The organism is Novosphingobium sp. ZW T3_23, from assembly GCF_044987305.1.
Classification (GTDB): domain Bacteria; phylum Pseudomonadota; class Alphaproteobacteria; order Sphingomonadales; family Sphingomonadaceae; genus Novosphingobium.
In genome coordinates, this window is record NZ_JBJDRF010000033.1 from 39,763 (window position 1) to 62,951 (window position 23,189).

Here is a 23,189-nt window from a genome sequence, read left to right on the forward strand (position 1 = left end):
CTATAGTTCTCCCAAGCCGAAACCCAGCGCTTCCAGCAAAGCCGCGCGCGCGGCGCGGCAGCGATGCCAGAGATCGGGCTCTCCGAGATCGTCCGGCGCGATGCTTTCCGGCCATTCCCGTTCTATCACCGTTTCGATGCGGTCGCAGGCCCGCTCGTCGAGGAGGAAGCGACGGTCGATCGCGGCTTCCGCCTCCGGCGATACCGCCACGCGCAGCCGCAGGCAGGCCGGACCGCCGCCGTTGCGCATGGATTCGCGCACGTCCACGATCTCAAGCCGGTGTATCGGATTGTCGGCGGCCAGAACGTCCTCCAGCCACGACCAGACGGCAGGCTCGTCCCGCGCCTCTCGCGGCAGGATCAGCGCCATGCCGCCCTCGGGCAGCGTCACGAGCTGCGAGTTGAACAAGTAAGTACGGATCGCCAGGCTCAGGCTGATCCGATCGGAAGGTGCCTCGACGATCACCGCGCCGGGCACCCGTTCGCGCAGGATGCTATGCACGGCTGCACGGTCGCCGAAAGCCTGCTCATGCGTGAAGAGCACGGTTTCGTTGGCGACGGCGACGACATCGTTGTGGAAGGCGCCGGCAGCGATGGCAATCTCGCTTTGCGGAACCATGGCGTGGTCTATTGCGGCAAGGCCATGCCGCCGGGCGACGGCGGCGCTGGCCGCACGGTGCTGGCGCGACGGAAAGATCCGTCCGTCGCCGGCCCGCACCGGCCCTTCGCCATGGACGAATATTTCCAGGCTGCGCGCGGCATGGCTTTCGCCCAGGCGCATGAAATTGGCCGCGCCTTCGTCTCCCAGCCCCGCCGGCAGTGCCGGATGAACCGCGAAGAAGCGCTCGTCGGAAAAGGCGAGGCGAAGCTGGCGGAAGGTCTGCTCCGCCTCGATACCGCGATGAAGCATCGTCGAGAGATTTGCCACGCTGAGGTGACAGCGCCCATCCGCCGTGTCGGGCGCGGGAGACACCGTGGCGGCATTGGCGGTCCACATGGCCGATGCGGAGAAAGCGTTGCGCAGCAGGGCCGGCTCCTCCTGCCACGCGGCCCGCAGAACCGCATCGTCGCTTCCGGAAAAGCCGAGGCTGCGCAGCCAGTCGGCGTCGGGGCGGGCATGGGGCAGGAGAATGCCTTGCGGCAGGCCAAGCTCCAGCATCCGCCGCATCTTGCCCAGGCCCTGCAAGGCGGCTGTGCGCGGAGCCGAAACCGCTCCGGCATTGACTGCGGAGGCGATGTTGCCAAGCGACAGGCCCGCGTAATTGTGGCTCGGGCCGACCAGCCCGTCGAAATTGATCTCACGCATTCCCGGCGCCTCCTGCGACATTTGCCTGTTCGCCATGATTTCCGATCGCGCCTGGTTTAGAAAGCCTGAAAACACGGGTTATCCAGTGAGTTCAGGAATGAACCACGATGGTCGCCGGGAAAAGCCGCCCTGCGCCATGCGGCATCCAGCCATGATCTGTAATGGAACCAGCGGCCCGGCGCACGGTTGATCGAGGACATTCCTTTATCGGGCGTCCCCCTGCCATGTTCGAAATGCCGACTTCCACCGAGCCTCACAGCTTCGACCCGCCGCCCGAGGCCGCGGCGTTCTATGCCGACAGCCTGAAGCTGCTCGGCTCATGGGACATCCCCTACCTGCTGTCGGGGACGTATGCGCTTACCTGCCATACCGGCGTGGTGCGGCCCACCAAGGACATCGACGTGTTCTGCAAGCCCGGTGATGCCCCCCGCCTGCTCGCCCGGTTCAAGGAAGCCGGCTACGATGTAACCGTGGAGGATGAGCGCTGGATCGCCAAGGTCTGGTCCGGCAAGAGCTTCTTCGACGTCATCTTCAACATGTCCTCGGCCTCGATCCCGATCACCGACGCCTGGTTCAGCGAAGTCTTCACCGCCGAAGTCTACGGTACGGAAGTGCGCATCACGCCGCCCACCGAATTCATCGTCTCCAAGGCCTTCATCCAGGATCGCTACCGTTACGACGGGGCCGACATTGCCCACACCATCCTGCGCATGCACGACCGGATCGACTGGCATCGCCTGCTCTCGCTGATGGAGCTGCACTGGGAAGTGCTGCTGCTCCATGTGCTCAATTTCCGCTTCATCTATCCCACCGAGCGCGAGGCGATCCCCCGCTGGCTGTTCGATACCTTGATGGAGCGCATCCGCGCGCAGGCCGAACTGCCCCCGGCCGAGGTGCGTATCTGCCGTGGACGCCTGTTCTCTCCGCGAGACTACGTGATCGACATCAGCGAATGGGGTTTCGCGGACCTCGTGGGCAAGGGACTGGACGAGAAGCATGAACGACATGTCTGACACGCTCCGCCTTGCGGCGATCGGCGACCTGCACGTCACCGAGCAGGACGGCGCCTCCTATCGCGACCTGTTCCGCGAAATCTCCGACAATGCCGACGTGCTGGCGCTTTGCGGAGACCTCACCAATTTCGGCAAGACCGCCGAAGCGGAGCGCCTTGCCGCCGACCTTTCCGCCTGCTCGATCCCCGTCGTGGGCGTGCTGGGCAATCACGACTACGAATGCGGCCAGCCAGAGGAAGTGGCGAATATCCTGCACCACGCGGGCGTCACGATCCTGGGCGAGCAGGCGGTAGTGGTGAAGGACGTCGGCTTCGCGGGCGTGAAGGGTTTCGTCGGCGGCTTCGGGCGCGGGGAACTCGGCGCTTTCGGGGAAGCTGCGATCAAGACTTTCGTGGACGAATCCCTGAACGAGGCGCGCAAGCTGGAGAACGGGCTGCGCTCGCTCAGGACCGAGCGCACCGTGGCCGTGCTGCACTATTCCCCGATAGCCGAGACGGTGGAAGGCGAGCCGCCGGAAATATTCCCCTTCCTGGGCTCGTCGCGATTGGCCGATGCGGTCGACCGGTTCGAGAACGTCAAAGCCGTGGTTCACGGCCACGCGCATCGCGGCACTTATGAGGGCAAGACGATGCGCGGCGTGCCGGTTTTCAACTGCGCCCAGTTCGTGGTCTCGGCGAAGTTCGGCCGACCTTACGCATTGCTGGACGTCTGAGGCGCCAGGCACGGCAAGATGGAAGCGGCCGAAGTCTTCACCAAGCTGAAGCTTGAACTGCGGCCCGATCCCGGCCGGACGGTGATCCGCCCGTTCCATTTCGAATACCCACCCGCCTTCGCGGGGCAGCGCCCGCCCCGCCCGCGTGTGATCGTGGAGCGCCTGCTCTCGCTGGAGAACGACGTGCGGGAACGCATGATCGGCTTCGTGATGGGTCCGATGCAGGCACGCCATCGCAATGCAGAGGCGGTTTTCCTGCGGCAGATCGAGGGGCTGGAGCATGAGCTGGGCGACATCTCGGGCCTGAACCGGCGCGATCGGCTGCTACTCGGCGCTTATCTGAGCCAGGAATATTCCTTCGAATCAGCAGCCTTGTTCAACCCCAGCATCGTGCGCCTGCCCATGGAGGAAGAGGCAGCGGCGAAAGAGGACGGGGTGCGCTTTCTTCTGTCGCTGCGCGGCATCGGCGAAGGCCATATCTCCTCCGTGACATTCCGCACCGGATGCTGGGACGGCGGCGAAACGGTCACCATCGACGCAGCCAGCCCCAATTGCTTCCCGCCCCGTATCGAGAGCGACAACGAAGGCTGGGTCCGGCTACAATGCGAGGATAGCCGGGAGGTTTCGGAAACCGTGATCTTCCCCGTCCTTGCCAACCAGCGCCAGGGCGTGGAAGACTTGCGCATGGTCGTCTTCACCGAAGACGACGGACAGCGCTTCCTGATCGGTACCTATACCGCCTACGACGGCCTCAAGACGCGACAGGAAATCCTGCGAGGGGTCGACTTGCGGACGTTCGAGATGCGCCCGCTGAGCGGAGACATGACCGGATACAAGGGCATGGCGCTGTTCCCCCGGAAGATCGACGGCCGATACGTCATGCTGGGCCGCCAGGATGGCGAGAACATCTGGCTCCTGCGCTCCGAAGACCTCTTCACCTGGCAGACGGGCACGCCGATCATGGCCCCGGCTTACCCTTGGGAGTTCGTGCAGCTCGGCAATTGCGGCTCCCCGATAGAGATCGAAGAGGGCTGGCTTGTGTTCACCCATGGCGTGGGCATGGTGCGCGGCTATTGCATCGGCGCCTGCCTGCTCAACCGCGACGATCCTTCGCGCGTGCTGATGCGCACGCGCGCGCCGCTGATCTTCCCCAGCGCCGAACAGCATGGCGGATACGTTCCGAACGTGACCTACAGCTGCGGGGCGCTCGTCCATAACCGCCGCGTCCTCCTGCCCTACGGGGTGGGAGACGAGCTTACCGCCTTCGCGGTGGCGGACCTCGACGATCTGCTGAGCGTCCTCGTTCCGGCCTGATCCGACCAATTCCCCTCTTCCCACGACGCCCGGCCATCACCATGTTCGCCTCCAAGGAGAACCACCCATGCCCACTTACGAGAAGACCGAAGAGGCCATCGCGCGCCTGACGCCCGAACAGTTCCACGTCACCCAGCGCAGCGGCACCGAACGCCCCGGCAGCGGCGAGTACCTCGACAACAAGAAGCCGGGCATCTACGTCGATATCGTCTCCGGCGAACCGCTGTTCGCGTCCTCCGACAAGTACGAGTCCGGCTGCGGCTGGCCCAGCTTCACCAAGCCGATCGAACCGGCCAACGTGAACAACCTGGTGGACCGCACCCACGGCATGGTCCGCACCGAAGTCCGCTCCGCCCATGGCGACAGCCACCTCGGCCACGTTTTCGAGGATGGCCCGATCGATCGCGGCGGCCTGCGCTATTGCATCAATTCCGCCTCGCTCCGCTTCGTCCCGCGCGAGGAGATGGAGGAAGAGGGTTACGCCAGCTATCTCGATCAGGTCGAGGAAATCGACTGATATCCGATCGCGCGCCTATCTTGCCGCATCGGTTAGATAGGCGCGCGGCTTCACGTTGCGCATCGCCAGCGTGGTATTGAAGTGGCGCACACCGGGCAGGCGACGCAGACGGTTGCGCAGGAAATCGTCGAGGTCCGGCACACCGCCTGTCATGACATGAAGCATATAGTCGAAATCCCCGACGACGGCATGGCAGGTCAACACCGCCGCTTCCTCGCCCACGGCCCTCTCGAACGCTTCGTGACGATCGAACTCGATGGAGACATGCACGAACGCGCTCGTTGCCAGTCCGATGGCGGAAGGTTCGATCACCGCGCGGTAGCCGGTTATCACCCCGGCTTTCTCCATAGCCTGCACGCGTTTCCAGCTCGGCGTCTTGGACAGGCCCGCTACCTCCCCCAGTCCCGCAAAGCTCAGCCGCGCATCGTGCTCCAATGCCGCGAGGATGCGCCGGTCGACGGCATCGAGTGCGGGGACTCCCCTCATCGGAACGATCGTTCCCTTGATGAACCAATATCAATCACGAACGTTCTTCCCATCACAGCCTTCCTCCATGAATTCGGACCAATGTCCCTCATGCGCAGTGCTATTGTCCTCCCATACAAACTCCGGGGACACAACATGGAACGCCGCAAGGTCTACGAACTGCTCGAAGCGCCCGCCGTGCTAGACTACGAAGTCTATCTCCAGACCGAACGCCTGCTGACCTGCCAGAAGCACTTCGACGATCTGGCCAATGCGGATGAGCTTCAATTCCAGATCGTCCATCAGGTCGAGGAACTCTGGATGAAGCTGATGGCGTACACGATCGTCGCCGTGGACGAACACATGCGCGAGAAGCAGGCCTTTCGCGTCACCACCCTGCTCGGCCGCTGCCACCGGATCCTGCGCATGATGACCGATCAGCTGGCCCTGCTGGAGACGATGTCACCCAAGGAATACCAGCAGATCCGGCTGCAACTCGGCAACGGCAGTGGGCAGGAATCGCCCGGTTTTCGCGTCCTGCTCCGGATCATTCCGGATCTCTGGCAGACGTTCGACCAGGCCTATGCCACCGGAGCGGGCCGCACCGTGCGGGACATCTACGATCACGGCTACGCCCATGACGAAGCCTATGCCGTTGCCGAAGCGCTGATGGAACTGGACGAGCTGTTCGGCAAGTTCCGTTGGCATCACCTGTTCCTGATCCACCGTTCGATCGGCATGGGATCCGCCTCGCTCAAGGGGCGTTCGGTAGACCTGTTGCAGAGCGGCGCGAAGCATCGCTTCTTTCCGCAGCTCTGGGACGTGCGCGTGGAAATGACCGACGAATGGGGCCATGACTACGGCCGTGTCCGGGAAAGCATTGCGGAAAAGGCGAGCCACTGACCGATGAAAGACCTGTTCCACGTTCCGCCGGGTGGCCCCTACCTGCTCAGCCATTCGGTGGGCTGCCTGCCCCGCTCGGCCCGGAACGTCCTGGAGGCGGGCTATCTGTCGCCCTGGGAGACCACGGGCGGCGCCGCGTGGGGACCGTGGCTGGAGACGATCGAAGGCTTTCGCACCGCGCTGGCCGGCATGATCAGCGCCGATATCGCGGAAGTCGCACCCCAGCAAAGCGTCTCTTCCGCGCTGTTCTCCCTGCTCTCCGGCCTGCGTCCCGCCGATGGCCGCAACCGGGTGCTGATGTCGGAACAGGCGTTTCCCACCGTGGGCTACGTCGCCCAGGGGCTGGAACGGCTGGGCTTCGAAACCCGGCTGATCCCGGCGGCGCAGTCGCCCGGCGATGCCGAGACCTGGGAGCGACACCTCGATGCTGGCGTTGCCGCGGTCGTGGCCATGCATGTCCATTCGAACACGGGGGTCACCTCGCCCATCCCCGAGATCGCCGCCCTGGCCCGCCGTCATGGCGCGCTGTCGATCGTCGATGTCGCCCAGTCCGCCGGGATATTGCGGGTGACCCCGCGCGAATGGGGCGTGGACGCGCTGGTGGGTTCGAGCGTGAAATGGCTCTGCGGCGGCCCCGGCGCGGCGTGGCTCTGGCTGCGCCAAAGCCTGACGACGACGATCGAGCCCCTCGACCTCGGCTGGTTCGGGCATGAGGATCCTTACGAGTTCGACATCCGCGCGTTCCGTCACGCCCCCGATGCGCGCCGGTTCCAGGGCGGCAGCCCCTCGATCGCGCCCTTCGCGCTCGCGCTCGCGGGCATCGAAACCATAACAGGGATCGGCCAGCCCGCGATCCTCGCCCACAACCGGACCTGCATCGCCGCCTTCGCAGCGGCAGTCGATCGCACCATCGACATGGACGGCCGGGGCGGCACGCTCTGCCTGGAATTCGAAGACGTGGCACGGCTTCACGAAACGCTCGCCCCGCGCGGCTTCCGCTACGACGTGCGGGGTCAATGCCTGCGCGCCTCATTCCATGCATGGAACGACCCGGAAGAAGCGATCCTGCTAGGCCGTACCATTGCCGAAGCCGGACTGGAGTTTCGCGTGGCGTCCTAGGCTGTTCGGCCCGTTCTGCCCAAGGTTCGGGAAAGTGCGAAGACAGCAGGCAATGTTTGCATCTGCAAACTTATTCTCTACTGTTTCAGTTGAGAATGCCTCATATAAGGCTGTCTCCCGTTTTACCGGAGCTTGCCGAACATGCCCGTCAACCTGCCTACCAATCTCCTGCGCAGCTTCGTGGCGATCGTGGACACCGGCTCGATGCTTCATGCCTCCGAACGGGTCTTCGTCAGCCAGTCAGCGCTGAGCCTCCAGATCAAGCGTCTGGAAGAACTGCTCCAGCAGGCCCTGTTCCATCGCGAGGGGCGAAGATTGACCCTGACGCCTTCGGGCGAACTCATGCTGGACTACGCGCGCAAGGTGCTGAACCTGCATGACGAGGCGGTAGCTGCGGTCACGGCCGGCCAGTTCACCGGCCCGGCCCGCATCGGCATGGTGCAGGACTTCGCGGAAATGCTGCTTTCCGGCCTGCTCGCCCGGTTTGCGGAGCTTCATCCCGATGCTCAGCTATATTCGCGCGTGGCTGGGACTGCCGAATTGCTCGGCCAGCTTGAGAACCGGCAGCTCGACATCGTCCTGGGATTTTCGGCCAATAACGACCCCAGCGCCATCGCCAGCACCCCGATGGCCTGGTACGGCAAGCCCGAACTCGCGCAGCAGCACGTCGTCCAGATCGCGGTGCTGGAGCCGCCCTGCCGCTTTCGCGAAGCGGCGATCCGGGCATTGGAGGATGCGGGCCGCCCTTATCGCATTTCGGTGGAGACACCCAATCTCACCGCGCTGCGCGCCGCAGTGGACGCCGGGCTGGGCCTCACCTGCCGCACCCCCCTGTTCCTTCGCGATGCCCCGCTGACGGAGAGCGACCTGCCGAAGCTCCCGAACGTATCCTGCATCCTGCAGACTGCCCCCGGCCTGGACGGACCGACCGGCCAACTGGCGAAACTTGCGCGGGAGGTCGTTACCGCGCTGCAACCGGCCTAAGGTCTGTGAGGCTGCGGACCTGTCGAAAATATGCAGTGCACGTATCGACAAGATGGTGATGGATCGTGAACATCGGTGGCAGCGGATCGAACCGATTCAGCGCGCCATGCAACATCCGGCCGACCGGCCAAGGAGTACCGATGACTTCCTCAACGATCCGTTTTCCGCGCAAGTCGCTCCGTTTGCTCGCGGTCGGCAGCCTGCTCGGCGCATCGGCCATGGCAATGGCCGCCCCGGCCGCGCCGAAGTTCGACGTTCAGCGCATTTCCAACGACATCAAGGTTCTCTCCAGCGATGAATTCGAAGGCCGCGGACCGGCGACCGCCGGCGAGAAGAAGACGATCGACTACATTGCCTCACAGATGAAGGCCGCAGGGCTCCAGCCTGCCGGAAACAACGGCTCCTGGTTCCAGAACGTACCCCTGCGCATGTCCGGCATCCAGGGTTCGCCTAAGCTGTCGATGACGATCGGCGGCGCGGCCACGCCCCTTTCGCAGGGAGAGCAGATCGCGGTCCGGGCCGCCGAGACCGGACAGAATTCGGTCGACTTCAAGGATCTGCCGCTGGTTTTCGTCGGTTACGGCGTCAAGGCGCCGGAACGCGGCTGGGATGACTTCAAGGGCGTCGACCTCAAGGGCAAGATCATGGTCGTTCTCGTCAATGACCCCGACTTCGAAGGCGGCGAAGGCGATTTCGGCGGAAAGCTGATGACCTACTACGGCCGCTGGACCTACAAGTACGAGGAAGCCGCGCGCCAGGGCGCCGCAGGGGTTCTGGTGGTTCACGAAAGCGAACCCGCTTCCTACGGCTGGGCGACCGTAAAGAACTCCAACACCAACACGATGTTCGACATCGTGCGCGCCGATCCCAGAACCGCGCACACCCAGATGGAAGGCTGGATCCAGAAGGATCTCGCGGCGCAGTTGCTCAAGACGTCGGGCATCGATTTCGAAGCGGCCAAGGCCGCGGCGCGCAAGAAGGATTTCCGGCCCATTCCGCTCAAGGCAACGATGAGCGCGAATTATGGGGTCAAGTCGGAAGTCATCACGTCGTACAATGTCGCCGGGCTGGTGAAGGGATCGAAATATCCCGACGAAACGGTGATCTATTCGGCACATTGGGACCACCTCGGCGTCGGCCTGCCCGATGCCAAGGGTGACCGCATCTACAACGGCGCGCGCGACAACGCTTCCGGTACTGCGGCCTTGCTCGAACTGGCACGCGCCTACGCCAAGTCCAAACCGGAACGCTCGGTCCTGTTCCTGGCCGTTACCGCCGAGGAAAAGGGCCTGCTCGGCTCCGAATACTATGCCGACAATCCGTTGCGCCCGCTGGCGACGACGGCCGGCGTGGTCAACATGGATGGCCCGCTCTCGATCGAGAAGACCACCAACTTCAGCATTTCGGGCGCGGCCAAGCTCGATCTGCTGACGATGCTCACCGAGGAAGGCGAAAAGCTGGGCCGTCACTACACTCCGGACGCCCGCCCCGAAGCGGGAAGCTTCTATCGCTCGGACCACTTCCCGATGGCCAAGCGCGGCGTTCCCGCGATCTCGTTCAGCCCGGGTCGTGAACTGGCCAACGGCGGCGATGCGCGCGGCAAGGAACTGTCCGATGCGTACACACGCGACAAGTATCACCAGCCCGCCGACGAGTATGATCCCAACTGGAACACCTCGGGTTGGAACAGCGACATGACCCTGCTCTACAGCGTCGGCAATCGTCTCGCGAACAGCCGCGACTGGCCGAACTGGTCGCAGGACAGCGAGTTCCGCGCCGCTCGCGATGCCAGCGGCGCCTCGCGGAAGTGACGAAAGCATCCGTTCCGGCCGGGGAAACCGCGCCGGAACGGACCCCGATCCGCGAAACCAGAAAGGACCGATCCGGCAACCTTGGCAGAGGTCTGAACGCAGGAACCCTGCTGCGCTTTTTAATCCAGCGATATGAATAGCTTCGGGCTTGCAATGCAATTTCGCACCGCGGCCTTACCTTATCGGCAGACGCGGATGTCTTTTGGAATACTGCGAATTTAACACCGCAACGACTTTATTTTCACTTGTTCCAAGAGGTGCTCTGCGGCAGCAATTCATGGCGACGAAACAAAGAACATCGCGCAGTTCGATACCTACCCTCGGGTCGCACTTTCATGTTGAGAGGCAAAGTCTTCCGACGTGAAACTCTGAAAAAAATGGCCCGAAGGCAAAAACCTTCGGGCCAAGGAATAGGGCTGCTCTGTACGAGCCGCCTTCGGGTCGCAAAATTGATTTACGCCTCCATACCGTGATCGTGCGTGACCGGGATCACACCCCGGCCGGATTTCTTGATAAGCATTCTCATATGCATCCTCGCAGGAAACCTTATTGTCCTGCTTCCCCTACCGGGCTTGAATCGGCTAAGCTGGGATCAGTCGTGCGGCGAGTGATCGTTGCGGCTGAGGGGCATCTCATTGGATTTCGAAGTTCAGATCGAGGCGATACGAGCGATCTTCCGGTGCGATCGGGCTTCCGCTGAGGCGCTTGCGCGCGTCTTGATCCCCCAGCGTCTTTCCGCCAAGGACATCCTGGCGCACCAGGGCGAGCCCTCTCACTATTGCTGGCTGGTGATCGACGGCGCCCTGCGGGTGGAGACCTATGGCCTTGAGGGCCAGCGACAGCAGGTTGCCCAGCACGGGCCCGGCGAATTCTTCGGCGCCTATCCCGCCGCCACGGTGCACCGGGCGGAGATCAGCGCCTTGCTAGACTGCCAGCTTCTCTGTGCCGAAGCGCCGAAAATCGCCGAACTGGTGGGTGGTAACGTCCAGATCGCCGCCGGCATGGCGCGTCTTCTGGCGCGGCAACTCGATCGCGCGCTGGACCGCATGGTGACGCGCATGACCTATAGCGCCGCCGGCCGCGTCTATGCCGAACTGATCGCCCTCGCCGATGGGCGGGACCGGATCGTGCCGCCCCCTCGCGTGACGACTCTGGCTCTTGGGGCGAACACCACGCGCGAAACGGCCTCGCGCGCGATAGCAGCGCTGATCAGGCGGGGTATCATCAGTCGCGACGACGATCAGCTGACGATCAATGCTCCGCGCATGCTTGCGGAACTGATCTGCTGAAAACGAATCGTGGACGCGATTGCAGCTTTTTCAGAAGGCGGATCGGGGACAGAACAGCCCGATAGGCACATCCCCCATCGCGGTGACGATCTCTCCCGCCGATTCGAAGCGGCAGTCGGGTGTCAGCAGATCGAGCGCGGCAGCCTGGGGCCACGATGCGCAAATGCTGCCCGACGGAGCCGCGCGGGCCAGCAGGATCGCCAGTTCGCCATCGATCTCCAGGTTGTGGTCCAATGCGACGGCTCTTTGATCGAGCCCGAGTTGCAGGTCGGGTGCGCTGCGGAGCACGGCAAGCGCATGATCCATCGCTGTCGGCAGGTCCGCGAAGGCACGGATCGTTCCACCTTCCCCTGAAATTTCCTCGACCGGAATGCCGCCGGATATCGGGGGCAGCGGACCGGGCGATCCCAGGATGGCCCGGCTGGAGGCCGGGGCCAGCCCGCCGCCTCTCGGAGGAAGCGTTTCGTCCAGCACAAGCTCACGCACTAGCAGACCACGGGCACGCCAATCGGCTTCCCACCCACCCGCATCATCGGTTCCTCGCGAAACGTGCAAGGCCAGCGCTCGCGTCGCCAGAATCCGCGCGTGGCGCAAGGCCAGCCCCATCGCCACCCGCGAACCGTCCAGGATGGCAGCCTGCGAAAGCTCTGAATTGCCGCCAAGCACGTCAACGACGTCGGCCTCCTCGACAAGGCGGTCGAAACGTTCGACCCAGCGCATCCCATATTGACGGACCGATATGTCCCGGAAGCGGGCAATCGATGTCGGCAGTACCACATGCAGGCGAGCGCCGCGTGCCAGGGCCAGCTCCGCCACCAGAATGTCTGCGCCCGCAGCCAAGGCACCGAAAACCGCGCCCGGCCTTATCTCGTCCAGCGCCTGCTCCAGCTTTGCCCGAGCCTCGCTTTCATCGTCCGGAAGGCCGATGATGCCGTAGAAGTAAAGGCTCGGCGGCGGCTCCAGATGATCGAACAGGTCCGGCGAACGGCCCAACCGCTTCAGTATCTGGCGAAACTGCCGCAGCGTGACGGCGTGGTCTTCCCATGCCTCCGGTGCCGCGGCCATGGCGCGCTCCAGCGTCTCGCGGCTGGCCTTGGCATCGTCGAGCAGCAACAAGGCCTCGGCCTCGGTTGCAGCCAGCCAATAGCGGGTTTCCTGCTCATGCGCGCCGCTGCGCAAGATTTCCAGGATATGCCGGGCAATGCCGCGAGCCTCGTCCACCCGGTCGTTGAGGAAGGCGATGGTCGCCGCGTTGATCAGCGGATAGGTTGCCCGGCGATCGCCCGCTGCCGCAAGATAGGCTGCCTGCGCCTGCTGCAACAGCTCTCGCCCTTCCTCCCCCTCGCTCCGCAGCCCGCGGTCCTTGAGCAACCTGCCCTTAAGACTGAGCGCTTCGGGAGCCGACGATTGCGGCAAGGCGGATGCTTCGAACATCCGCCAGGCCCGCAAGGTATCGCCGGCACGCGCGATCTGCCTGATTCTGGCAAGGGCAGGAAGAGTCACGGGTGCACCTCCGGCCGAGTTACTGTCCGCCCTGCGGCGGCGGATTCTTGATATCGGGATCGATGGTGAGCCCGATCCACTGCGGCGCGCAGCGCGTCCCCTGAAGCAAATCAACGTTGATGTTGAAGGGGTGCTTGGTCCCTAACTTGCCGCCGCGATTGAAGCGGGCCTGGAAGCGTACTACCTTATAGCGGTCCAATTCCTTGTCATACTTACTGTATTCAAGTCCGCCGTAATAGGAAGACAGGGCTTCCTTTGTGGTAATCGCGTCCCATTCCTTCGAGAAATAGAGCTGATCGCCCACCAGCTCGATTTCCACCTTGCTGTCGCAAGTAATGGGAATGTAATGCAGGTCTTTCTCGCCGACCACTTCGTATCGCAACGCGATCGCGCAATCCTCTACAGCCAGGGTCACGCGAAACTGCACGACCTGCGCATCATCGGAAAGACCTAGATCGAACGACGGCGATAGGCCGTATTGCGTATAGTTGAGCGTAGACATGAATTCACCTCAATGTTCGAAAGGCGCTGCCAGCTTCGCCTGCCAGAGTCGCCAGTCATTGTTTTCCGGATCCGATGCGATGAGCCGCGCCACGTCCTGCATGGCTTCCTCCCGCAGCTGTTCCGCCCGGCTCTTTTCGCCAAGACTATAGAGCAATTGCGCATTCGAATAGCGCGCCAGCATCCAGTCCTGCTGATAGGTCGCGTTCTTGGGGTCTTCCTTGACCAGTCGCTGGACGATCGCCGCCTGACGCGACCGCTCCTCAAGCGCCTCGACATTACGGCCCTGCACCCGCAGCGCGTCGGCCATCCAGGCGTGGCGATTGGCAATGTCGGCATCCAGGCTGCGGTCGTCCGGCACCATGCTGGCCACGCGCTCCATCGTCTTCAAGGCATTGCCGCATTCGGCGAGCTGCTCTTCCGGTCCTTTCAGCGTGACCGCAATGGTACAAATATTGCCTTCCGCGTAAGCCAGTTCGCGCCAATAGGCCTGATTTTCCGGCGCGAGACGAACAAGGTGTTCGGCCAAGGCACGATAGGCGATGAAGCGGGGCAGCGCCTTTTCATAACGCCCGGCCATGAAATCCACATAGCCCAGCCAGAACTCGCTCTGGGCGTGGGCGAAGATGCGCGAGGGATCGCGCGGGTCGGCCGCAAGAAGCGTGCCGGTGACACGGTGGGCCTCCGCGAACTTGGCCACGGCGCCCGCGTACTCGCCCCGCTTGTGATCGTCCTCACCCATGGCGTGGAGGATGCGGGCGCGGCGCTCCAGCGAATCCGCAGGCAGGGCGTTCAGGTCGGACTGGTCGGCATAATAGTCGAGCGCCCGTTCATTGACGGAGCCCAGCACATCGAGGCGGCCGACGCCCTCCAGCCTCTGTCGAAGGTCCGTCAACATGAACTCGATCAATCCTTCGGCCTGCTGTCTCTGGTGCTCGGCTTCCCTCTGCGCCCGAAGCGCGAAGATCAGCATCAGAGCCATCGATAGAGTAAGCAGGACGGTCAGGAGCGTGATGGCAATCACACGGCGCAATTGACGCTGTGCGTCGCGCTGGATGATCTGGTCGAGCGCGATGCCGGTCAGGCCCGCGACGATCTTCAGCCGCGCTAGCCTGGCCCCATCGTGATCGGCGCGGAAGTCCGCCGCGATGGGCTCGTGCGTGACGCCGTTCGCATCCGGGCCTACCAGCGAGGTCGGGAAGCTTTCCTCCGGCTCTCCCTCCAGCAAAGCTGCGATCACCGGGCGATCCGGATGAAGGCTGCGGAACAGCTCGATCTCGGCGTCCACCCAGCGGGAATTCTTCGCCGCCGGGGAGCAGAGCACCAGCAGCACGTCGGACTGCGACAGCGCCTGGCGCACTTCCTGGTCTAGGCTGGAGGCCGCCGCAAGCTCGGCCCGGTCGCGGAAGATCGGCGTGAGCCGGCGCGGCACTTGCACCGGGCGCGCGCCTACGCGGCTGACCGTACCAACGAGGCGCGCCGGAATCCGATAGGCTTCCAGCCAGCGGTGCAGCTTGCCGGCGAAGCGCTCATCGGCATGGCTATAGCTCAGGAACGCGCGGTAATGGCGCGCTTCCCCGCTTTCAACGATGTCTTCTTCCGCCATCATCGGCGACAAACGATCATCTGCCAGTGCCCCATTACCCGCCGCCTCTCCCTACCAGATGCGCAAGACGGCGCAACGCGCGAAAAGCGTTGCGAAATCTCGATCGGTCGGCGGGTAGTCTTCACCGATTCGCCTCTCGAATCGTGGAGCCGTTTGACTTCACCGGCTTGAACCATGATGTTCCGCTGAGGAGATGCGATGAGTCGGAACGGCACCAGCCCCGCGCTGCGCCACATCGATGTGGTTCTCGACGCGGTACACTCGCCCAGCAGCGCGGGCGTTTCCACGGTGACCGCTTCGTGGTGTCGCTCACTGCTGCATCATGGGCTCGATCCGGGAACCGGGGCCAAGCGGGCTCGCGTCGATCTCTCCACGCTGGGCCAGCGGCGTAGCGAACATGCCGCCCTGCTGGCGGTGGCGGCTCCCGTACTGGATCAGGTCTTCCGTTCCGTCGGCCGGTCGGGCTGCGGGGTAGTGCTGAGCGACCCCACCGGCATCGTGCTCGATCGCCGGGTAGGCGCCGGTGATGCGGCAGAGTTCGATGCCGTCGGCCTGGTCGAGGGCGGCCGCTGGGGCGAAGCGGAGGAAGGCACGAACGGCATCGGCACATGCCTGTTCGAGGACAAGCCCGTTATCATCCACCGTGACCAGCACTTCGCCAGTCGCAATCTGGGCATCAGTTGCATGGACGCCCCGCTGCACGATCCGCAGGGACGCCTCGCCGGCGCGCTCGACGTATCGAGCTATCGTCAGGACCACGGCGCGGCCATGGCGGAACTGGTATCCGCGCTCGTACGCGACGCGGCACGGCGGATCGAGCGGGATTATTTCTGCATGCACTACGTCGGATCGCGTATCGTGTTCCTCGCGGACGATCCGGTCCATGGCACCGCTTTATTGGCCACGGATCGGGATGATCTGGTCATCGGCGCCAGTCGCGGGGCGCGGGCGCGCCTGAAACTGAGCGATGCCATGCTTCGGGCGCCTCGCCCGCTGGACCAGGTGCTGGGCGCGCAATCCCGCGGCCCGTCCTTCGAGGACAGCGACCGCACGGCGCTACGCCAGGCGCTGGCTCAGGCGGGCGGAAACGCCAGCGCGGCCGCCCGGATTCTCGGCGTGGGCCGCGCTACGTTCTACCGGCGCATGGCAAGGGCCGGTCTTTCGCGCTGAAGGGCCAACCTGGCGGTACCGAACTGGGGGCCTTTCAGATCACGCGAAGTGTCTCGCCGTTGAGACAGTCGGCCGGGACAGTCCCTTCCCGCTTCTTTCGCAATCCATTCCATTGCGCGACACTCCTCCTCGACGAGACGCCATCAGGCGCCGCTAGAGAGGATAGACCCATGGACGCCCCCGTTCAGGAACGCGCCGCACAAGCCGCACTCAAGGCTCCCTTCGCTGCCCGCTACGAAAACTTCATCGGCGGAAACTGGGTGGCGCCCAAGGCGGGCCGCTACTTCGAGAACACCTCTCCGATCAACGGCCGGGTCATCGGTGAAATCGCCCGTTCGGACGCTTCCGACATCGAAGCCGCGCTGGACGCCGCCCATGCGGCCAAGGACGCCTGGGGCAAGACACCGGTGGCCGAGCGCGCCCGCATCCTCAACCTCGTTGCCGACCGTATGGAGGCGAACCTCGAACGCCTCGCCACTGCCGAGACCTGGGACAACGGCAAGCCAATCCGTGAGACCATGGCCGCCGACGTGCCACTCGCCATCGACCATTTCCGCTATTACGCCGGTGTGATCCGCGGCCAGGAAGGCTCGATCAGCGAGATCGACAACGACACCGTCGCCTACCACTTCCACGAGCCGCTGGGCGTGGTCGGGCAGATCATCCCGTGGAATTTCCCGCTGCTGATGGCCGCGTGGAAGCTGGCCCCGGCGCTGGCAGCGGGGAACTGCGTGGTGCTGAAGCCTGCGGAACAGACCCCCGCCTCGATCCTGGTCTGGGCCGAGATCGTGGGCGACCTGCTGCCGCCGGGCGTGCTCAACATCGTCAACGGTTTCGGCCTTGAAGCGGGCAAGCCGCTCGCCTCGTCCAGCCGCATCGCCAAGATCGCCTTCACTGGCGAGACGACGACCGGACGGTTGATCATGCAATATGCTAGCGAGAACCTGATCCCGGTAACGCTGGAACTGGGCGGCAAGTCTCCCAACATCTTCTTCGAGGACGTGGCCGAAAAGGACGACGATTTCTTCGACAAGGCGATAGAGGGCTTCGTGATGTTCGCCCTCAACCAGGGCGAAGTCTGCACCTGCCCCAGCCGCGCGCTGATCCAGGAGAGCATCTACGAACGCTTCATGGAACGTGCGCTACAGCGCGTGGCCGCCATTGTGCAGGGCAATCCGCTCGATCCGGCGACGATGATCGGCGCGCAGGCCTCTTCCGAACAGCGCGAGAAGATCCTCTCCTACTTCGACATCGGCCGCCAGGAGGGCGCCGAAGTGCTCATCGGCGGCGAGGCAGCGCAACTGGAAGGCGAGCTCGCGGGCGGCTATTACATCAAGCCGACCGTGTTCAAGGGCCACAACAGGATGCGGATCTTCCAGGAGGAGATCTTCGGCCCGGTGGTCTCGGTAACGACCTTCAAGGATGCCGAAGAGGCGCTCGCGATCGCCAACGATACGCTCTACGGCCTGGGCGCGGGCGTCTGGAGCCGCGACGCCAACACCTGCTATCGTTTCGGCCGCGAGATCAAGGCCGGGCGGGTCTGGACGAATTGCTATCATGCCTATCCCGCCCACGCGGCCTTTGGCGGATACAAACAGTCCGGCATCGGGCGTGAAACGCACAAGATGATGCTGGATCATTATCAGCAGACAAAGAATATGCTAGTAAGTTACAGCCCTCGCAAGCTCGGATTCTTCTGAGCTTGATCCCCCGGCGCGCTCCGCTACGCTCTCTCCCGAAAGCGGAGCGCGCCCCCTATTCTTGACGACTACCAATTCCCAGCAGGAGTGTTGTAATGGCCAAGACCATGAAAGCTGCCGTCGTGCGTGAATTCGGCAAGCCCCTGACCATCGACGAAGTACCGGTGCCCGAAGTCGGCCCCGGCCAGATCCAGGTGGCGATCCAGGCCTCCGGCGTCTGCCATACCGACCTCCATGCCGCCGAGGGCGACTGGCCCGTCAAGCCCAATCCGCCGTTCATTCCCGGCCACGAGGGCGTGGGTTTCGTCAGCCAGGTCGGCGCGGGCGTCACGCATGTGAAGGAAGGCGACCGGGTGGGCGTGCCCTGGCTCTACACCGCCTGCGGCCACTGCGTACACTGCATGGGCGGCTGGGAAACGCTCTGCGAAAGCCAGCTCAACACCGGCTATTCGGTGAACGGCGGCTTTGCGGACTACGTGATCGCCGATCCGAACTACGTGGGGCACCTGCCGGACAATATCAGCTTCACCGAGATCGCGCCGATACTTTGCGCCGGGGTCACGGTCTACAAGGGCCTCAAGGTCACCGACACCAAGCCGGGCGACTACGTGGCGATCAGCGGCATCGGCGGGCTGGGCCACATGGCCGTGCAATATGCGATCGCCATGGGCCTCAACGTGGCGGCCATCGACATCGACGACGCCAAGCTGGACCTCGCCCGCAGGCTGGGCGCGACGATCACCGTCAATGCCCGCAACGAGGATCCCGCAACGATCATCAAGCGCGAAACCGGCGGCGGCGTGAACGGCGTGCTGGTGACGGCGGTTAGCGAAAAGGCCTTCGAACAGGCCATAGGCGTGACCGCGCGCGGCGGGACCGTGGCGCTCAACGGGCTCCCGCCGGGCGACTTCCCCCTCAACATCTTCGGCATGGTGCTGAACGGCATCACCGTGCGCGGCTCGATCGTCGGCACCCGGCTGGACCTTCAGGAATCGATCGATTTCGCCGCGCAGGGCAAGGTCAAGGCAACCGTCGAGACGGCACGGATCGAGGATATCAACACGATCTTCGATCGCATGCACAAGGGCCAGATCGAAGGACGCGTCGTCCTCGATATGGCGGACTGAACCGGGAGACGGCCGGGGTGACGAACGAGGTAGAACGGGTCGCCGCTACCCCGGCAGCGCTGGAACTGATCGCGGAGCTGACCGCCGAGTACGGCCCGGTACTGTTCCACCAGTCCGGCGGCTGCTGCGACGGGTCATCGCCGATGTGCTATCCACAAGGCGAGTTCCGCATCGGGGACGGCGACATACTGCTGGGCGAGGTCGGCGGAGCGCCGGTCTATATCGGCCGCGCGCAGGGGGAAGCCTGGGCACATACCCAGCTCATCCTCGACGTCGTTCCCGGCCGGGGCGGCATGTTCAGCCTCGACAACGGCCGCGAACGCCGGTTCCTGACGCGCGGCCGTGTCTTCGGGGAAGAAGAGTTGCGGAAGCTGGAAGGCGGTTCGGGAACGGAATGACGCCCCCTGCACCAAGGTAGTTCCAACGCAACGTCATCCTGAAACAAGTTCAGGATGACCATTTCTCTCGACTGCCCCTTTGCGCGTCGAACGGGAGGCTCACCCTCTTCAGCGAGCGCCAGCAGCCCCGATCGTGAACGAATAGGTCAGCGGCTTCAGCTCAATCCGATAGGGCATATGGGCCCGTCCATCGAGGTTCCAGCCGGTATCCCCGCCCACGCCCGCCTGCGCCGCATCGATCAGCAGCGTGCCGTTGCCGTGGGGGCGGATGTCCGAGCTGTGCGCCTGCGACGGCGGTTTCGCGGCGAGATCGGCGTAGGGGAAGGCCAGCGCATTGACGGACAAAGGCTGAGCGCCGGTAACGCGAAGACCGGCCATGTGCTCGGCCCCGTGCCCGACCTTGCCTCCCGTCAGTTCGATCCAGCGGACGTCGGTCTTGTTGCCGGACTCCTGCGGGCGGGCATAGTCGTGGAACTGGTCGGCCAGCGCCCCCTGCCATTGCGCAATGAGCCCAGCGGTCTTGCGATCGGCATAAGTCTCCTGCGGCCCGCGCCCGAACCAGCGCACCTGATCGAGCATGGCAGGCGTTTCGAAGGCCAGCCCCACCCGCAGCGGATCGGGCAGAGTGTCGCGAATGGGCTCGAAATGGACGGTCACGCCCACGGTCCCGTCCGCCGCCATCGTCCAGCGCGTCTCGGTCTTTACCGAGCCCACGCCCATGTCGTGGTGGACCACGATCGCGTTGCCATCGCGCACGATGGCCTCGACCCGGCGATTTCCGGAGAAATGCTGCCACATGGCGTGGCTTTTGGCGACGCCCGCGCCCAGGTCGTTGTCAGTGGGCGAGCGCCAGAAGTTCGGCGCGCCGCCGGTGAGCAGCAGCTTTCCGCCCCGCTCGTAGCGGGTGACGAGGCCGGTGGCCTTGTCGATCTCCAGCACCGCATCGCCAGAAGCGAGGCGCAGGGCCGCAGCGCTTTCGCTGGGCGCGACGACACCGGCCGCGACCGGAACCACGGCCGGGGCCGAAAGCGCGAACTGCTCCCAGCCGACGACATGCCCGGCCGGCTGCGTCGGCACCGCGCCCGCCTTGGCGCGGGCACGCAGGACCAGAATGCGCTCCGCCGCAGGATCCTTGGCAGCCGGAACCGGCACCGAAATCCCGGCAGAAGCCCCTGCCGCCACATCCGGCACCGTCAGCGCGCCATGCGCCACATCCTTGCCGTTTTCCATCACGGTCCAGTCGAGCGTGAAGCGCGAAAGATCGATGTGGTCATGGCGGTTCACGACCCGGTAACCGCCCGCCTCCTGCACGAAGGCGATCGGCGCCTGAACTTTGGCGAGTTCGTAATACTCGGGGTCCGGCGTGCGGTCGGACTGGATGACGCCATCGCCCACCGGGCTTTCGTCGCCGTGGACTCCCGGCCCCTTCGGATCGGGATCGTAGTCGAGCCCCTGCCCCCAGTAGCTGCGACCGTCCTTGTCCTTGAGCAGCATGGTCTGGTCCACCCAGTCCCAGATGAAGCCGCCTTGCAGCTTGGGATAGCGGCGCATCGCATCCCAGTAGCCCTGGAGATCGCCCAGGCTGTTGCCCATGGCATGGGCATATTCGCAAAGGATCAGCGGCTGGGTGAAGGCCGGATCCTTGGCATAGTCGATCATCTTGGGAACGTCGTCGTACATCGGCGCGAAGATATCGACGTAGCTGTTGGTCGGATGGCGCCAGTTGCTCATGCTCCAGCCGAGGAAGTTGATCAGGCGCGTCGGATCGTTCTCTCGCACCCACTTGCCGGCTGCCTCGAAGTTCGTGCCGATCCCCGTCTCGTTGCCCAGCGACCAGAAGATGATCGACGGGTGGTTGCGATCGCGCTGGACCATGCGCTGCACCCGGTCGAGATGCGCCACCTTCCACTTGGGGTCGTTGCCCAGCAGATACTGGGGATCGTTACCGTGCTCCTGCGAGAGGCTGAGGTAGCCGTGGCTTTCGATATTGGCCTCGTCCATGACGTAGAGGCCGTATTCGTCAGCCAGATCGTACCAGCGCGGATCGTTCGGATAGTGCGAGGTGCGCACGGCGTTGACGTTGGCCGCCTTCATCAATTCGATATCGCGGCGCATCGTCTGTTCGGACACGATGCGGAAAGTGCGAGGGTCGTGCTCGTGCCGGTTGACACCGCGGATCATCACCCGCTTGCCGTTCACGCGCACTTCGCCGCCTGCAACCTCCACCGTGCGGAAACCGATGCGGCGGCTGGTCGCCTCCACCAGCTTGCCGTCGGCGTCCATCAGCTCGACGAGCAATGTGTAGAGCTGCGGATCTTCGGCGGACCACGTCCGCACCGCGGGAACCGCTGCCGCCAGCGAAACCACGCCACTCACGGCAGCGCCCTCCCGCTTCAGCACTTCGCGCTTGCCGTCAAGCAATGTCGCGCGAACCCGCATCGCGGAAGGCTGACCGGCCAGGTCGACACTGACACCCAGCTTGCCGTCGCGGTAGTCGTTCTCCAGCCCGGCATCGATGGTCAGGTCGCGGATGTGGGTCGCCGGAGCGGCATAGAGCGTGATGCTGCGCTCGATCCCGTTGACCCGCCAGAAGTCCTGATCTTCCAGGTAACTGCCGTCCGCGAAGCGATATAGCTCGATGGCGACGGTGTTTTTGCCGGGTCGGGCGTAACGGGTCACGTCGAACTCGGCCGGAAGCTTGGAATCCTCCGAGTAGCCGACGCGCTGGCCGTTGACCCAGATATAATAGGCCGCGCCCGCCGCGCCCACCGTCAACAGCAGGCGGCGGCCGGACCAGTTGGCGGGAACCGTAAAGTCCCGGCGATAGGAACCGACTTCGTTGAGGCTATGATCGATCCACGGCTGGTTGCGCGGAAAGGGATAGCCGCTGCCGACGAAAACCGGGCGACCATGCCCTTCCGCCTGAAGAATGCCGGGTACTTTCATCGTACCCCAGCCGCTCACATCGAAGTCAGGCTTGAAGAAATCCGCTGGACGGCTTTCCGGAGTCGGGGAAAGCTGGAACTTCCAGTCACCGTCGAGCGAGAGATGATAGCGTGACTTCGCCACCTCGCCAGACAGGGCACCGGCGCGCGTTTCGAAACCCTCGAATGTCGTGCGCATGGGCTCCGCGCCGTTGCGGACTACTTCGGGCTGTTCCCATTCGGCGGCAGCGGGTTGCGCCTCGGCGCCCTGACCCAGCAGGCAAGCCGCCACAACCGCGCCGATCGCGCAACCGTTCAGGAATTTCCGCAAGTAACCCGCCCCTCTCTCGTTCGCCAGAATGGCTGCCCGTGCAGCGCGCTCCTGACGAAAATTCATTCTGCGACACGACCATCGTCGCCCGCAGTGAATCGTATACCATATCCGAGAGAATGCAACCCGCTCGCGAGTCCAGAGCGCTGTTAAAAGGGAATTTCGCTGCCTTCGTAATCGAGCAGCTTTCCGCTGTCCGTTATCTTCAACCCCTCGATAACGTCCAGCAATTGCAGCGCCGCCCGTTCGGCGTCGAACAGCCTGCCCGGCTGAACATTGCCCTGAAACGGCCGCGACAGGGCCGTGTCGACCGTGCCCGGATGGAGCGCGACGACGATGGCGCGGTCGTTGCGACGACGTTCCTCTATCGCAAGATTGCGCACCAGCATGTTGAGCGCGGCTTTCGACGCGCGGTATCCGTGCCAGCCGCCGAGCCGGTTGTCGCTGATGGACCCCACGCGTGCCGAAAGCGCGGCAAACACCGGCCCCTTCCCGCC

At 64.1% G+C, this 23,189-nt stretch carries 20 protein-coding genes; 13 read left to right on the plus strand and 7 right to left on the minus strand.

The genetic code is table 11. The annotated features are described in order from the left end of the window. Positions 1-1,341, minus strand: coding sequence for an N-succinylarginine dihydrolase (locus tag ACI3K3_RS16565; RefSeq protein WP_404915593.1), 1,341 nt, complete (start codon positions 1,339-1,341; stop codon positions 1-3). A gap of 197 nt (positions 1,342-1,538) precedes the next feature. On the opposite strand from ACI3K3_RS16565, the gene ACI3K3_RS16570 reads away from it, so the two are divergent. From ACI3K3_RS16570 to msrB, 4 genes are all read left to right on the plus strand, one after another. Beyond that, complete coding sequence (locus ACI3K3_RS16570) at positions 1,539-2,318, plus strand: hypothetical protein (RefSeq protein ID WP_313440526.1); 780 nt, start codon at positions 1,539-1,541, stop codon at positions 2,316-2,318. Continuing rightward, positions 2,302-3,030, plus strand: coding sequence for a metallophosphoesterase (locus tag ACI3K3_RS16575; protein WP_404915595.1), 729 nt, complete (start codon positions 2,302-2,304; stop codon positions 3,028-3,030). Before ACI3K3_RS16570 ends, ACI3K3_RS16575 begins: the two co-directional genes overlap by 17 nt. An 18-nt stretch (positions 3,031-3,048) precedes the next feature. Further along, entirely contained in the window at positions 3,049-4,344 is a 1,296-nt protein-coding gene (locus ACI3K3_RS16580) for a glycoside hydrolase family 130 protein (RefSeq protein ID WP_404915597.1), read from the plus strand. A gap of 67 nt (positions 4,345-4,411) precedes the next feature. Next, positions 4,412-4,861: a peptide-methionine (R)-S-oxide reductase MsrB gene (gene msrB, locus ACI3K3_RS16585; protein ID WP_404915599.1), complete on the plus strand. Its 450-nt coding sequence runs from the start codon at positions 4,412-4,414 to the stop codon at positions 4,859-4,861. A 15-nt stretch (positions 4,862-4,876) separates the two neighbouring features. Here msrB and ACI3K3_RS16590 read toward each other — a convergent pair whose 3' ends face one another. Continuing rightward, entirely contained in the window at positions 4,877-5,347 is a 471-nt protein-coding gene (locus tag ACI3K3_RS16590) for an Lrp/AsnC family transcriptional regulator (protein WP_404915601.1), read from the minus strand. 135 nt (positions 5,348-5,482) lie between these two features. On the opposite strand from ACI3K3_RS16590, the gene ACI3K3_RS16595 reads away from it, so the two are divergent. From ACI3K3_RS16595 to ACI3K3_RS16615, 5 genes are all read left to right on the plus strand, one after another. Continuing rightward, complete coding sequence (locus tag ACI3K3_RS16595) at positions 5,483-6,229, plus strand: tryptophan 2,3-dioxygenase family protein (protein WP_404915603.1); 747 nt, start codon at positions 5,483-5,485, stop codon at positions 6,227-6,229. 3 nt (positions 6,230-6,232) lie between these two features. Next, positions 6,233-7,348 (plus strand): aminotransferase class V-fold PLP-dependent enzyme, encoded by a 1,116-nt coding sequence (locus tag ACI3K3_RS16600; RefSeq protein ID WP_404915605.1) that lies wholly within the window; start codon positions 6,233-6,235, stop codon positions 7,346-7,348. Between the two features lie 141 nt (positions 7,349-7,489). After that, positions 7,490-8,332 (plus strand): LysR substrate-binding domain-containing protein, encoded by an 843-nt coding sequence (locus tag ACI3K3_RS16605; protein WP_404915607.1) that lies wholly within the window; start codon positions 7,490-7,492, stop codon positions 8,330-8,332. 140 nt (positions 8,333-8,472) lie between these two features. Continuing rightward, complete coding sequence (locus ACI3K3_RS16610) at positions 8,473-10,143, plus strand: M28 family metallopeptidase (protein ID WP_404915609.1); 1,671 nt, start codon at positions 8,473-8,475, stop codon at positions 10,141-10,143. Between the two features lie 635 nt (positions 10,144-10,778). Continuing rightward, entirely contained in the window at positions 10,779-11,432 is a 654-nt protein-coding gene (locus tag ACI3K3_RS16615; RefSeq protein ID WP_404915611.1) for a Crp/Fnr family transcriptional regulator, read from the plus strand. A gap of 30 nt (positions 11,433-11,462) precedes the next feature. On the opposite strand, the gene ACI3K3_RS16620 is transcribed toward ACI3K3_RS16615, so the two are convergent. From ACI3K3_RS16620 to ACI3K3_RS16630, 3 genes are read right to left on the minus strand one after another with little or no spacing between them, the layout of a single operon-like run. Then, complete coding sequence (locus ACI3K3_RS16620) at positions 11,463-12,935, minus strand: TRAFs-binding domain-containing protein (RefSeq protein ID WP_404915613.1); 1,473 nt, start codon at positions 12,933-12,935, stop codon at positions 11,463-11,465. 19 nt (positions 12,936-12,954) lie between these two features. Continuing rightward, positions 12,955-13,437: a nucleotide synthetase gene (locus ACI3K3_RS16625; RefSeq protein WP_404915615.1), complete on the minus strand. Its 483-nt coding sequence runs from the start codon at positions 13,435-13,437 to the stop codon at positions 12,955-12,957. Positions 13,438-13,446: 9 nt separating this feature from the next. After that, a complete protein-coding gene (locus tag ACI3K3_RS16630; protein WP_404915617.1) occupies positions 13,447-15,045 on the minus strand; it encodes a TIR domain-containing protein in 1,599 nt (532 codons plus the stop codon). 195 nt (positions 15,046-15,240) lie between these two features. Between ACI3K3_RS16630 and ACI3K3_RS16635 the strand changes: the two genes are divergently transcribed. The 4 genes from ACI3K3_RS16635 (at position 15,241) to ACI3K3_RS16650 (ending at position 19,437) form a co-directional block, all read left to right on the plus strand. Beyond that, the gene (locus tag ACI3K3_RS16635; RefSeq protein WP_404915619.1) at positions 15,241-16,212 is read left to right on the plus strand and encodes a GAF domain-containing protein; all 972 of its coding nucleotides are present in this window, start codon (positions 15,241-15,243) and stop codon (positions 16,210-16,212) included. 170 nt (positions 16,213-16,382) lie between these two features. Then, positions 16,383-17,912, plus strand: coding sequence for an aldehyde dehydrogenase (gene adh, locus ACI3K3_RS16640; RefSeq protein ID WP_404915621.1), 1,530 nt, complete (start codon positions 16,383-16,385; stop codon positions 17,910-17,912). 95 nt (positions 17,913-18,007) lie between these two features. Next, the gene (adhP, locus tag ACI3K3_RS16645) at positions 18,008-19,039 is read left to right on the plus strand and encodes an alcohol dehydrogenase AdhP (protein WP_404915623.1); all 1,032 of its coding nucleotides are present in this window, start codon (positions 18,008-18,010) and stop codon (positions 19,037-19,039) included. A gap of 17 nt (positions 19,040-19,056) precedes the next feature. Continuing rightward, positions 19,057-19,437, plus strand: a complete 381-nt coding sequence (locus ACI3K3_RS16650) for a DUF779 domain-containing protein (RefSeq protein WP_404915625.1) — start codon at positions 19,057-19,059, stop codon at positions 19,435-19,437. 108 nt (positions 19,438-19,545) lie between these two features. Here the strand turns inward: ACI3K3_RS16650 and ACI3K3_RS16655 are convergent, their stop codons facing one another. Beyond that, the gene (locus ACI3K3_RS16655; protein ID WP_404915627.1) at positions 19,546-22,692 is read right to left on the minus strand and encodes a glycoside hydrolase family 2 TIM barrel-domain containing protein; all 3,147 of its coding nucleotides are present in this window, start codon (positions 22,690-22,692) and stop codon (positions 19,546-19,548) included. Positions 22,693-22,841: 149 nt separating this feature from the next. After that, the coding region (locus tag ACI3K3_RS16660) for an SDR family NAD(P)-dependent oxidoreductase (protein ID WP_404915629.1) at positions 22,842-23,189 on the minus strand (348 nt) is incomplete at its 5' end.

Coding starts and splice junctions, on each gene's coding strand:
- ACI3K3_RS16565 (WP_404915593.1), bottom strand. CDS start 1,341: ATGGCGAACAGGCAAATGTCGCAGGAGGCGCCGGGAATGCGTGAGATC.
- ACI3K3_RS16570 (WP_313440526.1), top strand. CDS start 1,539: ATGCCGACTTCCACCGAGCCTCACAGCTTCGACCCGCCGCCCGAGGCC.
- ACI3K3_RS16575 (WP_404915595.1), top strand. CDS start 2,302: ATGAACGACATGTCTGACACGCTCCGCCTTGCGGCGATCGGCGACCTG.
- ACI3K3_RS16580 (WP_404915597.1), top strand. CDS start 3,049: ATGGAAGCGGCCGAAGTCTTCACCAAGCTGAAGCTTGAACTGCGGCCC.
- msrB (WP_404915599.1), top strand. CDS start 4,412: ATGCCCACTTACGAGAAGACCGAAGAGGCCATCGCGCGCCTGACGCCC.
- ACI3K3_RS16590 (WP_404915601.1), bottom strand. CDS start 5,347: ATGAGGGGAGTCCCCGCACTCGATGCCGTCGACCGGCGCATCCTCGCG.
- ACI3K3_RS16595 (WP_404915603.1), top strand. CDS start 5,483: ATGGAACGCCGCAAGGTCTACGAACTGCTCGAAGCGCCCGCCGTGCTA.
- ACI3K3_RS16600 (WP_404915605.1), top strand. CDS start 6,233: ATGAAAGACCTGTTCCACGTTCCGCCGGGTGGCCCCTACCTGCTCAGC.
- ACI3K3_RS16605 (WP_404915607.1), top strand. CDS start 7,490: ATGCCCGTCAACCTGCCTACCAATCTCCTGCGCAGCTTCGTGGCGATC.
- ACI3K3_RS16610 (WP_404915609.1), top strand. CDS start 8,473: ATGACTTCCTCAACGATCCGTTTTCCGCGCAAGTCGCTCCGTTTGCTC.
- ACI3K3_RS16625 (WP_404915615.1), bottom strand. CDS start 13,437: ATGTCTACGCTCAACTATACGCAATACGGCCTATCGCCGTCGTTCGAT.
- ACI3K3_RS16630 (WP_404915617.1), bottom strand. CDS start 15,045: ATGATGGCGGAAGAAGACATCGTTGAAAGCGGGGAAGCGCGCCATTAC.
- ACI3K3_RS16635 (WP_404915619.1), top strand. CDS start 15,241: ATGAGTCGGAACGGCACCAGCCCCGCGCTGCGCCACATCGATGTGGTT.
- adh (WP_404915621.1), top strand. CDS start 16,383: ATGGACGCCCCCGTTCAGGAACGCGCCGCACAAGCCGCACTCAAGGCT.
- adhP (WP_404915623.1), top strand. CDS start 18,008: ATGGCCAAGACCATGAAAGCTGCCGTCGTGCGTGAATTCGGCAAGCCC.